The 12,608-nt window shown below is 66.0% G+C and carries 10 protein-coding genes; 4 read left to right on the plus strand and 6 right to left on the minus strand.

Annotation, left to right across the window (positions count from 1 at the left end; all coding sequences use genetic code 11):
* Nucleotides 1-92: 92 nt before the first annotated feature.
* Nucleotides 93-749 carry a TetR/AcrR family transcriptional regulator gene (locus tag QW861_RS03125; protein ID WP_316192704.1) on the minus strand — a complete coding sequence of 219 codons (657 nt, stop codon included), beginning with the start codon at nt 747-749 and terminating at the stop codon, nt 93-95.
* 154 nt (nt 750-903) lie between these two features.
* Between QW861_RS03125 and QW861_RS03130 the strand changes: the two genes are divergently transcribed.
* From QW861_RS03130 to QW861_RS03140, 3 genes are all read left to right on the plus strand, one after another.
* The gene (locus QW861_RS03130) at nt 904-1,674 is read left to right on the plus strand and encodes an enoyl-CoA hydratase (RefSeq protein ID WP_315714441.1); all 771 of its coding nucleotides are present in this window, start codon (nt 904-906) and stop codon (nt 1,672-1,674) included.
* A gap of 138 nt (nt 1,675-1,812) precedes the next feature.
* Nucleotides 1,813-3,000 (plus strand): acetyl-CoA C-acyltransferase, encoded by a 1,188-nt coding sequence (locus QW861_RS03135; RefSeq protein WP_316192705.1) that lies wholly within the window; start codon nt 1,813-1,815, stop codon nt 2,998-3,000.
* 86 nt (nt 3,001-3,086) lie between these two features.
* On the plus strand, nt 3,087-4,370 hold the full coding sequence (locus QW861_RS03140; RefSeq protein WP_316192706.1) for an MFS transporter: 1,284 nt from the start codon (nt 3,087-3,089) through the stop codon (nt 4,368-4,370).
* Between the two features lie 2 nt (nt 4,371-4,372).
* On the opposite strand, the gene QW861_RS03145 is transcribed toward QW861_RS03140, so the two are convergent.
* On the minus strand, nt 4,373-5,932 hold the full coding sequence (locus QW861_RS03145; protein ID WP_315749753.1) for an acyl-CoA carboxylase subunit beta: 1,560 nt from the start codon (nt 5,930-5,932) through the stop codon (nt 4,373-4,375).
* Complete coding sequence (locus QW861_RS03150; protein ID WP_316164610.1) at nt 5,862-6,848, minus strand: IclR family transcriptional regulator; 987 nt, start codon at nt 6,846-6,848, stop codon at nt 5,862-5,864. Before QW861_RS03150 ends, QW861_RS03145 begins: the two co-directional genes overlap by 71 nt.
* A gap of 384 nt (nt 6,849-7,232) precedes the next feature.
* Here QW861_RS03150 and glsA point away from each other — a divergent pair, with 384 nt between their 5' ends.
* Entirely contained in the window at nt 7,233-9,092 is a 1,860-nt protein-coding gene (gene glsA, locus QW861_RS03155) for a glutaminase A (protein WP_316185944.1), read from the plus strand.
* 675 nt (nt 9,093-9,767) lie between these two features.
* Here the strand turns inward: glsA and QW861_RS03160 are convergent.
* From QW861_RS03160 to QW861_RS03170, 3 genes are all read right to left on the minus strand, one after another.
* On the minus strand, nt 9,768-10,124 hold the full coding sequence (locus tag QW861_RS03160; RefSeq protein WP_316172012.1) for a Zn-ribbon domain-containing OB-fold protein: 357 nt from the start codon (nt 10,122-10,124) through the stop codon (nt 9,768-9,770).
* A complete protein-coding gene (locus QW861_RS03165) occupies nt 10,121-11,257 on the minus strand; it encodes a thiolase family protein (RefSeq protein ID WP_315749747.1) in 1,137 nt (378 codons plus the stop codon). The genes QW861_RS03160 and QW861_RS03165 overlap by 4 nt, the downstream gene beginning before the upstream one ends.
* A 184-nt stretch (nt 11,258-11,441) precedes the next feature.
* A complete protein-coding gene (locus QW861_RS03170; protein ID WP_315749745.1) occupies nt 11,442-12,608 on the minus strand; it encodes an acyl-CoA dehydrogenase family protein in 1,167 nt (388 codons plus the stop codon).

The following is a 12,608-nucleotide window of genomic DNA, read 5'->3' on the forward strand; positions in this document are numbered from 1 at the left end:
CGAAAATGCCGCCCCTTCGCTCGGTCGGCACGATCACTGCAGACCCCGCGGCGTGCAGCGTGCCGCGTCCCGCATCCGAGCCGCGCGACGGATTAGCGCTTCGCGGCTACCGCCTTCTTCACGGGCCTTTTTGCGGGTGCCCGCACAGGTGCCCTGCCCGCCGGCCCACCTCCGCTGGCGACGGCCAGCGCCACCTCGCGCCCGGAGTTCAGGATATCGTCTGACAATTCGCCGCTGCCCATGAGTCGCGCCATCACGAGCGTCCCCGCCAGCGTCGCGAGCATCGCCGAAGCCCGCTTTCGCGCAGTCTTGGCCGGTACGTCGACGATGTACTCGGCGAACAGGTCGATCAACTCTTCCAGCTTCGCAGCAAAGGCCTTGCGGGTCTTGGCGCTCTCGCGGGCGATTTCCGCTCCGAGCGCAGGAACCGCGCAGCCGTGACCGACATCGTCGCGATGGCCGGCGGACAGATAGCCGTCGACGATGGCCGAGAGCCGCTTCTGCGGCGGCAACTGGTCCAGCAGCTTGCGCCAATGCTCCATCGAACGATCGATCGCATAACCGAACGCCTCCACGACCAACGCCTCGCGCGAATCGAAATGCGCGTAGAAGCCGCCGTGAGTCAGTCCGGCCTCCTTCATCAGGTCTGCAACCCCGACACCATGAGCGCCACGCTCGCGCAGCCGCACCGATGCCTTGCGCACGATCCGCGCGTGGGTTTCCGCCTTGTGTTCCGGAGAGTAACGCATTGCCGTCCCATTGAATGTCTGCGGTCATACTATAACAGCTCTGCGTCCTGCTCGCTGCAGCTATTTGATGAATTCGAGTTGATCTAAATCAACTTCGCTGGCCTGATTTATTCCCGGCACACCCCTGTTGCCCAGGAACCCGACGAGGACGACCATGGACATGCTCAATTCCCACTGCGGCGTGAGTCGTGACGGCCAAGGCGTCGTCCGGCTGACGATCTGCAATGCAGGCGCGCTCAACATTCTCGGTTCGGCGGCGATTCTCGACGTGGAAGCCGGGCTGCGATCGCTCGCCTCCGACGCCGCCATTCGCGTTCTCGTTTTGGCCGGCGAAAGCGGGAAGAGCATGATCGGCGGCGCCGACATCAAGGAGATGGCAACGCTGGACCAGGCTTCAGCGGAAACCTTCATCTCGCGACTTGCCGGGCTCTGCGAAGCGGTGCGACATTTTCCTGCCCCCGTGATTGCGCGGATGCCGGGGTGGTGTCTGGGTGGCGGATTGGAGGTCGCAGCGGCCTGCGATATCCGTGTCGCGGGACACGACGCCAAGTTCGGCATGCCCGAGGTGCGTGTCGGCATTCCCTCGGTCATTCATGCCGCGCTGCTGCCACGTCTCATCGGCTGGGGCCGCACGCGCTGGCTGCTGATGACCGCCGAGACGATCGACGCGCCGACCGCTCTCGCCTGGGGCCTCGTCGATGCCGTCGCCGCCGAGGGAGAACTCGACATCGCGGTCGAGAAGGCCGTGGCATCCCTGCTCGCCTGCGGTCCCGAAGCGCTGCGGACGCAGAAGGCTCTGCTGCGGCAATGGGAGGAGCTGCCGCTGAAGGAGTCCATCGAGATATCGATCGGCGCCTTCGGACGGTCGTTCCTCACCGACGAGCCGAAACGGCTGATGCAACATTTCATCGACCGCAAGCGATAGCAAGTTTCTCCAAGTCTCGCCTCGCAGATCCCGGCAGCCTCGCGCCAGCTTCACGACGGTTCAGCAGGGACCGTCGGGGTTTCCTCTTGCGAGAGATTATTATATGATGATTATCATATTTCATCAGAAAGCCTTGTCATGGCCTCGTCCGATTCCGTCGTGATCCTGTCCGCCGCCCGCACGCCGTTGGGCCGTTTCATGGGCGAATTGTCGCCGCTGAGTGCGAACAAGCTCGGCGCGCACGTGATCGGATCCGCGCTCGAACGCGCCACCGTTTCGCCCGATGCGGTCCAGGGGGTGTTCATGGGCAACGTGCTGTCGGCCGGCCAGGGCCAGGCTCCGGCACGGCAGGCCGCGCGCGGTTCCGGCCTGCCGGACGCCACCGGCGCCACCACCATCAACAAGGTCTGCGGCTCCGGAATGAAGGCCACGATGCTGGCGCACGACATCATTCGGGCGGGCTCCGCCGAGATCGTCGTGTCGGGCGGCATGGAGAGCATGAGCAATGCGCCATATCTGCTGACCAAGGCGCGCGGCGGCTATCGTGCTGGCCACGATCGGATCCTCGATCACATGATGCTGGATGGCCTGGAGGACGCTTATGAGACCGGACGCTCGATGGGCGATTTCGGCGAGGCCACGGCCGAGGCCTATCAGTTCACCCGCGCCGACCAGGATGCCTACGCCATCGAGACGCTGACGCGTGCGCGCAAGGCGGTCGAAGGCGGGGCGTTCAAGGCCGAGATCGCCCCGATCACGATCGTCGAGAAATCCGGCCCGCGCCTGGTCGCCAACGACGAGCATCCGCTCAAGGTCGATCCGGTGAAGATCCCGGCGCTGAAGCCGGCGTTCCGCAAGGACGGCACGATCACGCCCGCAGCGTCCTCCGCGAACGCGGATGGTGCCGCGGCGCTCGTGCTCGCCGCGCGGTCGCGTGCCGATTGCGACGGGCTGCCTGTCATCGCGGAGATCAAGGGCCACGCCACCCACAGCCAGGAGCCGCAATGGTTCACGACGGCGCCGATTCCGGCGATCAGGAAACTGCTCGACAAGGTCGGCTGGCGCGTCGAGGATGTCGACCTGTTCGAGATCAACGAGGCCTTCGCCGTCGTTGCCATGGCCGCGCAGCGCGACCTTGGCATCCCGCGTGACCGGCTGAACGTCAACGGCGGCGCCTGTGCGCTCGGCCACCCGATCGGCGCCACCGGCGCGCGGCTGATCGTGACGCTGCTGCATGCGATGGACGCGCGCGGGCTGAAGCGCGGCGTGGCCGCACTGTGCATCGGCGGCGGCGAGGCGACTGCGATCGCCGTGGAGCGACCCTGATGTCCTGAAACGAGGGAACTTAGCCATTTATGTCATTTGGGCGCCCTGGCAGAATGGGCGCGCAACCCCATTGTACTGAGAGCCTCATGATCTCGAACCAACTTGCAGCGATCCTTGGACGGCGCAACATCCATTACGGCTGGGTGATGGTCGCCGTGACGTTCTTCACGGCCCTGGTGTCCGCCGGCACGGTGGGCGCACCCGGCGTGTTCATCGTGCCACTCCAGCAGGAATTCGGCTGGAGCACCGCGGAGATCTCCTCTGCGCTCTCCATCCGCTTCGTGCTGTTCGGGCTGATGGCGCCGTTCGCCGCCGCCCTGCTCAACCGCTACGGCCTGCGCAACATCACGCTGCTGGCCCAGTTGATCGTGGTGTCGGCGCTGCTGGCGTCGCTCGCGATGACACAGGTGTGGCACCTCGTGCTGCTGTGGGGCGTCGTGATCGGCATCGGCACCGGCATGACCGCCTTGGTGCTGGGCGCGACCATCGCCACGCGCTGGTTCGTCGCGCGGCGCGGCCTCGTCGTCGGCATTCTCACGGCCAGCGTCGCCACCGGACAGCTGGTGTTCCTGCCGCTGCTCGCCAGCCTCACCGAGCGGCTCGGCTGGCGCGTCGCGCTCGGGCTGATCTGCATCATGCTCGGCGTTTCCGCCACCGCCGTGCTGCTGCTGATGCGCGATCGCCCGAGTGATCTCGGCCTCCGACCCTATGGCGACAACGACACCGACCCGATCGCCGCCCCCTCGCCCGTCACCACGCCGATCCTCGCCGCCGCCCTCGGCACCCTCCGCGACGCCTCGCGGGCGCCGGTGTTCTGGATGCTGTTTGCGACGTTCTTCATTTGCGGCGCCTCGACCAACGGCCTTGTCCAGGTGCATCTCATCCCGATGTGCCTCGACTTCGGAATTCCTCAGGTGGAGGCGGCGAGCCTGCTCGCCGCGATGGGCATGTTCGATTTCGTCGGCACGATCGTCTCGGGCTGGCTGTCGGACCGGTACGACAATCGCTGGCTGTTGTTCTGGTACTACGGCCTGCGTGGTCTCTCGCTGCTGTTCCTTCCGTTCACCGACTTCTCGTTCTATGGCCTGTCGCTGTTCGCGATGTTCTATGGCCTCGACTGGATCGCCACCGTGCCGCCGACGGTGCGGCTGACGGCGCAGCGGTTTGGGCCCGAGCGGGCCAACCTGGTGTTTGGCTGGGTGTTCGCCGGACATCAGCTCGGCGCCGGCACCGCCGCGTTCGGCGCCGGCCTGTCGCGCACGCTGCTCCAGAGCTACCTGCCGGCGTTCTTCACCGCCGGCGCGCTCTGCATCGTCGCGGCGCTTCTGGCGCTGGCGATCGCGCGGCAGGCGAAGCCCGCCGCGGCGTAAGCTCACGGCCGCGTCGTCATCGCCGTGGGCGGCCCGGGCGTGCGCAGCGGCTCGGCGAGGCGGGCGAACTCGCACAGCAGCGCGCGCGTCTTGCGGGGATCGATAATCTCCTCGACCCAGAACTTCTCGGCCGAGCGGAACGGCGAGCGCAGCTTGGTCAGCCGCTCCTCGATCTCCTTGAGCTTGGCCTTCGGATCCGGCGCGGCGTCGATCTCGGCGCGATACGCCGCCTCGATGCCGCCCTCGAGCGGCAGCGAGCCCCAATGGGCCGACGGCCAGGCATAGCGGATGGAGAATCGATCGGCCGGCTGATGAACGACGCCAGCGACGCCGAAATTATTGCGCACGATCACCGTGCACCACGGCACCGTCGACTGGTTGACGGCGGCCATCGCGCGCACGCCGTGGCGGATGGTCGCGGCCTTCTCCGCCTCGAGGCCGACCATGAAGCCGGGGCAATCCATCAGGTAGACGATCGGCAGATGGAAGGTCTCGGCGAAGTCGACCCAGCGGATCACCTTCTGGCAGGCGTCCGCCGTCCATGAGCCTCCGAAGTGATAGGGATCGCTCGCCAGAACCATCACCGCGCGGCCCTCGAGCCGCGCGAGGCCGATGATGATCGGACGGCCATAGTTCTGCGCCACCTCGAAGAACGAGCCGTTGTCGACGACGGACTCGATGATCGGCCGCATCTTGTAGACGCGCCGGCGATCCCGCGGCACCGCGCTGATGAGCTGCTCGTCGACGCGCTGCGGATCGTCGGTGCAAGGCAAGGTCGGCGGCAGCTCGTAGACCGACGACGGCAGATAGGACAGGAAGCGCCGCGCGCAGGCGAACGCCTCCGCCTCGGTGTCCACAGCATGATCGACGCCGCCGGCCTTGGTCTGGATGTCGGCGCCACCGAGCTCCATCTTGCCGAGGTCCTGGCCCAGGCGCTTCACGACCGGCGGCCCGGCGACGAACATCGCCGACTGCTTGGTCATCACCGAGTAGTGGCTCGCCGCGAGCCGCGCTGCGCCAAGCCCCGCGACCGAGCCGAGGCCGAGCGCGACCACCGGGACCAGCGACATGTTCTCGGTCGTGTAGCGGTACCAGCGATTGCCGCCGATGCCGCCGGGCAGATTGGCCGCGCCTTTGGTCTCGATCGTCTTGACCGAACCGCCGCCGCCGGAGCCCTCGATGATACGGATGATGGGCAGACGGAAGTCGTGCGCCATCTCCTCCGCCATCAACGGCTTGGCGGCGATTGAGGCATCGGCCGAGCCGCCACGCACGGTGAAATCGTCGCCGACCACGACCACGGTGCGGCCGTCGACGCGGGCGCGCCCGAACACGCAATTGGCGGGCGTGACGTGCTTGAGCTCGCCCTGCTCGTCATACTCGCCGAGGCCGGCGACCGCGCCGATCTCGTGAAAGCTGCCGGGATCGACGACGCCGTCGATGCGCTCGCGAACGGTGAGACGGCCCTGGTCGTGCTGACGCTTGACCTTGTCAGGCCCGCCCATCTCCCGCGCGAAGGCCTCGCGCCGGGCCAGTTCCTCGAGCTCCGGCTGCCAACTCATTCGTTCCCCCTGCCCCGGTGATGGTCTTGTTCTTGTGGTTAGTCTTCGCGTTCACCTGGAGCGGTTTTCTGTCCATCCGGTTGTTGAAGACGTCGGCTTCCGCGCCCTGCAGCAGCGCGGCGATGCTGCGGCCGAGCTCGCGCATCGGCTGGGCGACCTCGTCATGCAGCCGCTGCTCGTCGTACATCGCCGACAACAGCCCGATCGTGAGCACGACATAGGTCTGGTATTGCGGCGACCACAGCGGCAGCGCGACGCCATTGATGTGCGGACTCCACAGGCCGCAGGCCACGACGTAGCCATGCTCCTTGAGAAACTGTCTGTTGTGCTCGAGGCGTGGCCGCAGCAGCTTGGCCGCGTCAGGCATCTCGCGCTCCATCTCGGCCAGCAAGGCGTCGCCGACCTCCGGCTCGAGCGCGGCGACATAGGCATGACCGGCCGCGGTCGAGGCCATCGAGATGCGGCTGCCGGTGGTCTCATGCAGTCCGAGCGCATTCGCGGCGCGGCCGAACTCCAGATAGACGAGGTGGAAGCGATCGGGAATCACGAAGCCGACGGTGCCGGGCAACTGCTCCGCGACGTCCTGCAGCCGCTGCCGGATCAGATTGCGCAGCTGCAAGCCTCTGGTCATCGACGTGCTCATCGCCACGGCACTCGGGCCGATGCGGTATTTCTGATCGCGCGGCAGGTAGACCAGCTGGCCCATGCGCGTCAGCGTGTGCGTCAGCCGCGACACCGTCGACCGCGGCAGGCCGCAGCGGTTGGAGATTTCGAGATTGCCGAGCCGCGCCTCGTGCCCCTCGAAACAGCGAAGCACGTCGAACGCCCGCGACACCACCTGAATGACCTCGCCCTCGCCGGCGAGATCTCCGGGCAGCATGCTGCCCCTGCTCAATCGCTCAGACCGTCGTCCCATGCGTTTCCCACCAATTCCGTCATGCGGAATGATATTCCGCTTGTTGAACAAGCTAGCCCAGCCGTTTTGCCGTCACAACAGCAGACCGTCTCCAAAACCCGCCATTCTTCAGCGTGTTGGCACAAGACTCGGCATCCTCAGGCAATCGGCTGCAGGATGCGGGAGGGACGATCGTCGCCGGTTCCAACGCGCGGTACCGCAGCGGCGGCTTTCGATGGGCATCGCCTCTCGCGCATGGCAACACGGGACGGTCATCGCGCCCGCAAACCCGCTCAATCGGTGAGCAGCGGCAACATTTGACCAGCGTTGCGACAAGTGTGGGCTGGCTGCGCCGTCGCGGCTGCGACATAACCGGCGCGAGACCTTGTTCCCGCCGAGCTTGCCATGACCACCCACCCGAGGCCGATCCGACATCCGCAGCATTGGGCGACGGCCGCGATGCCGCCGCTGCAGCGCTTCCTGTCGGCCTGCCATGCCGACTTCTGGCCCGATCATGACGGCACCGTTGCGAACTACATCCCCGAGCTCGGCAAGGCCGACCCGGCGCATTTCGGCATCGGCCTCGCCACATTGGACGGCCACGTCTACGAGGTCGGCGACAGCCGCGTGCCGTTCACGATCCAATCGATGTCGAAGCCGTTCGTGTTCGCGCTCGCGCTCGATACGCTCGGCTCCGACGAGGTCGAGCGCGTGATCGGCGTCGAGCCGTCCGGCGATCCCTTCAATTCCATCCGGCTCAATGCGGAGAACCACCCGTTCAATCCGATGGTCAATGCCGGCGCGATCGCGTGCAGCGGTCTGATCCGCAAGGCACGTCAGAATGACGCCTTCGAGACCATCCGCGACGCGCTCGGCCGCTTCGCCGGCCGCAAGCTCGATGTCGACGACGCGGTGTTCGCGTCGGAAGCCGCCACCGGCGATCGCAACCGCGCGATCGCCTATCTGCTGCGGACGTCGGAGGTCATCAGGGAGCCTGTCGATGACGTGCTCGCGGTCTACTTCCGGCAATGCGCCGTGCTCGTCACCGCGCGCGACTGCGCGATCATGGCGGCCACGCTCGCCAATCGCGGCATCAATCCCGTCACCGGCGAGCAGGTGGTGACGCCCTATGCGGTGTCGCGCACGCTGTCGGTGATGACCTCGTCGGGCATGTATGACTTCGCCGGCGAGTGGATCTACCGTGTCGGCATTCCTGCCAAGAGCGGCGTCGGCGGCGGCATCCTGGCGAGCCTGCCCGCGCGGCTCGGGCTCGGCAGCTATTCGCCCAGGCTCGACGGTCACGGCAACAGCGTGCGCGGCATCAAGGTCTGCGAGGCGCTGTCGGCGCATTACGGCCTGCACATGCTCAACCGTTCCGACGATGCGCGCACCACGATCATCGCCGACTACGACATCGGCGCCAGCCCGTCGCGGCGCAGCCGCCGCGCGCAGGAGCGCAACATCCTCGCCGCACATCCGGACGCGGTGCGCGTGCTCGAGCTGGTCGGTACGCTGTCGCTCTCCAACGTCGACTACGTCTCGCGCCAGCTTGCGGCGAGCACGCGACCGCAATTCGTCATCGTCGACCTCCATCGCGTCACCGCGATGACACAAGCAGGCGTGCGCCTGCTTTCCGAGCTGTTTCACGAGCTCGCCGACTTCGACGTGACCGTCGTGCTGTCGGGCATCCGCCGCAGCTCGCCGGAATGGCAGGAAATCGCGGCCCGCACCGGCGACATCAGGAACGTCCGCGACTTCTACCTGCTCGACGCCGCGATCGAATGGGCCGAGGACCAGATCGTCTATCGCTATGGCGGCGCCATCGATTTCCTCGAAACCACCGAGCTCGCCGAGCAGCCGCTGCTCGCGGGGCTCTCCGCGGACGAGCGCCATGAGCTCGCGGCACTGGCGATCATCCGGCACTATCGGCAGGGCGAACGCATCCTTGCGGCCGGCGATGCTGCGGCCTCGCTGTTCTTCCTGCGCTCCGGCGTCGTCCACGTCACCCTGCCCGACGGCATCCGGCTCGCGACGCTGACGGCAGGGCAATGCTTCGGCGAGATGGCACTGCTGGAGCCCGTGCGCTCCGCCGACGTCGTCGCGGATTTCTCCGCCACCGCTTTCGAGATCTCGCTGGTGGATTTCGAGCGTTTCCGCGTGCGCCATCCGAAAGCCGGCGAGCGCATCATGCGCAATCTGGCGCAACTGTTGGCGGAGCGCCTGACGGTCGCCAATGCGCGGCTCAACCTGCTCGCGGCAGACTGATTTCAGTGCGTCGAAGTCCGTCATCGACGTGTCGCACGCGGTCGAAGCAAACAAATACTCAAGGTTGCAATTCACAGTAACTAACAGCTTCCGGTCGATAATTCGCATCACTCGTATTTGTACGGGCTCGCCTAAACGTTACCGGGACTCGGTCGCAGGACAACCATAAGCGAGCCCAATTCACGCCGCATTACCCGACGATGTTCTGAACCGTCGATGAACGCCGAGTGGGGACTCGCGAAGCGAACGTCGAAGTGGGGTGTTCCGAGTAAAATTCCAGCCGACGTAGCGTGTGTATTTGCGCCACGGAGAGTCGTGTCCAGTGTCCAGGGAGGAAACGGCATGAAGGAAGCCACTAAGAGGGCAACGTCGGAGGCACTCGCGCATATGCTGGCGGTGACATCCATGATCGTCATCGCCAGCGTCCTGTTCTACGGGCGATGAAGGGCTGTCTGGAGGTTCTGCGTCGCAGTTTCTTCATCGCCCGTAGGTAGGAATGTGAGCTTGATTGCTCACGCGAACGACCGAGTTGAGTTGCGTTTGAGTTAGTAGGCGTAGCGTAACAGTATTGTGTCAATCGCGCGGCGGTCCGGGTCGGGACGAATTTTTCATGCGTATCGTCCCGCCTCGGCCGCCCGCGGTCGACCTTTTCAGACGTCGTTCTGTTCCCCATCTTCATTTGACTTTCCCGAAGTACGGCACGATGCCGCCTGCGAAGGTGACGAAGCAGGCCATGACGAGATCGCCGATCGCAAGTTCGTGGTCGCCATGGGCCATGATGCGAAAGCCCTCACGCATATCCACCAGCACGATGTTGTAGGGCACATGCGCGCGCGTCTCCGGCGTCGCGGCACGACAGACCAATGATGCCGCATAGATGGTACCTTCGCCCGTCGCCGCGTGATCGGTGAGCGCAAGCGAGCCGCAGGCCGCGCAGAAGCCGCGGCGGAAATACTGCAGGTGGGCACAGCACGCACAGCGCTGAAAGCGAATCGCTGCACCCCCCCTGGTCCAGTCGGACGATTCGCTCATCGCACACGCTCCCAGAACATGCTGACATGCGACGACAGCACGCCGCCATCGCCGTGCAGCAGCGCCAGCGCTGCTTCGCGGACTTGGCGAGGTCCGGCGCGCCCCGTCATCTGCAGATGCGCTTCGCTCAGATGCGCCATGGCGCCGCCGACGCCGCAATGACCGTAGCTGAGCAGCCCGCCATGGGTGTTGAGCGGCACGGCGCCGTCGCGGCTGAAATGACCGGCCCTGACCCGCGCCGCCGCCTCGCCGCGGCCGGCGAGGCCGAGATCCTCGAGCAGCATGCAGAGCGTGATGGTGAAACTGTCATAGACGGCGGCGTAGTCGACGTCTTTGATGTCTACACCCGCTGCTGCCTTCGCCTTCGCGATCGCGATTTCGGCACCAAGCTCGCTCAAGGCCGGCGCCGCCGTGACGTGCTGATGCGTATGCGCCTGGGCACAGCCGCGCACGTGCACCGCAATCGCTCCGGTCGGCTCGCGGCTGACGACGATGGCGGCGCCGCCGTCGGACACCGGACAGCAGTCGAGCAGCTTGAGCGGCCGCGCCACCGGCTTCGATGCCATGACGTCCGCGATGGTGATCGGCTCATGGAATTGCGCGCCGGGATGATCGAGCGCATGCGCCCGCATCAGCACGGCGAACTCGGCGAGGTCATGCTCGGTGACGCCGTATTCGTGCATGTAGCGCGAGGCGACGAGGCCGTAATAGGCAGGGATGGTCGGCCCGAGCGGCAGCTCATAATCGGGATGGCCGACCTGGGCCAGCGCCTGGATCGACGCATCGCGGCTCTGCCCGGTCAGCCGGTTCTCTCCGGCGACCACGAGCATGTGCCTGACGACGCCGGCTTCGACCAGGTGATGCGCGAGCATCACCATCGCGAGCCCGGTGGCGCCGCCGACCTGCACCGCATGGGCGTAAGAGGGTGTGATGCCGAAGTGCTCGGCGAACACGGTTGCGAGCATGATGTGCGGCGACACCGTGGAATAGCCGCACAGGATGCCGTCGATGTCGCGCCGCGTCAGCCCGGCATCATCCAGCGCAAGCTGCGCCGCCATGCTCATCAGGTCGAGCGACGAGCGGCCGTCATGCCTGCCGAACGAGGTAAGCCCGGTGCCGGTGATGTAGGTCATGGTCCCCACCACGAGCGCCGCTGCGCCCCCCTCCCCCTTGTGGGGCGGGGTCGGGGGTGGGGATGGCCGCACGACGAGCCTTCGTGGGGTACCCCCCTCCCTGCCCCTCCCCCACAAGGGGGGCGGGAATGCAGGCATTGTGCGTCCATCACGATTGCGTTCATCATCTCAGTCAGAACCCATCTCAATACGACTTCGGCAAACCGAGGACCTTCTCAGCGATGAAGCTGAGGATCAGTTGCGGGCTGATCGGGGCGATGCGGGGGATCAGGGATTCCCGCAAATAGCGCTCGACGTGATACTCGCGCGCATAGCCGAAGCCGCCATGGGTCATCACCGCCTGCTCGCAGGCGTGGAAGCCGGCTTCGGCGGCGAGATATTTCGCGGCGTTCGCCGCCGGGCCGCAAGGCCGGCCCTGGTCGTACTGCCAGCCGGCCTGCAGCACCATCAGCCACGCGGCCTCCAGCTCCATCCAGTTCTTCGCCAGGGGATGCTGGATGCCCTGGTTCTGGCCGATTGGGCGATTGAACACGTTGCGCACCTTCGCATAGGCCGACGCGCGCGACAGTGCGAGATGACCGAGCCCGACGGCTTCGGCGGCAATCAGGATACGCTCCGGATTCATGCCGTGCAGGATGTAGTCGAAGCCGCGCCCCTCCTCGCCCAGGCGATCCTCGACCGGAATCTCGACATCCTCGAAGAACAGCTCATTGGAGTCGACCGGCTTGCGGCCCATCTTCTCGATCTCGTGCACCTTGATCCGGCTGCGGTCGAAATCGGTGTAGAACAGGCTGAGCCCATGGGTCGGGCGCTTCACCTCCTCCAGCGGCGTCGTGCGCGCCAGCAGCAGAATCTTCTCGGCGACCTGCGCGGTCGAGATCCACACCTTCTGGCCGTTGACGATGTAGCGGTCGCCCTTGCGCACGGCACGCGTCTTGAGCTGGGTGGTGTTGAGGCCGGTGTTCGGCTCGGTCACGGCGAAGCAGGCCTTCTCGCTGCCATCGACGATGCCCGGCAGCATCCGCGCACACTGCTCTTTGGTCCCGAACACGACGACCGGATTGAGCCCGAACACGTTCATGTGGATCGCCGAGGCACCGGACATGCCGGCGCCGGATTCGGCGATGGTGCGCATCATGATCGCAGCATCGAGAATGCCGAGCCCGGAGCCGCCATACGCCTCCGGGATGCAGATGCCGAGCCAGCCAGCCTCGGCCAAGGCCCTGTGGAAGTCGGCGGGAAAACCGCCCTCCTTGTCCTTCTTCAGCCAGTAGGCATCGTCGAAGCGAGCACAGATTTTGGCCACCGCATCGCGGATCGATTCCTGGTTGGCGGAGAGCGCGAAATCCAT

Origin of the sequence: Bradyrhizobium sp. SZCCHNRI1029 (assembly GCF_032487555.1) — a bacterium.
Taxonomy (GTDB): Bacteria; Pseudomonadota; Alphaproteobacteria; order Rhizobiales; family Xanthobacteraceae; genus Bradyrhizobium.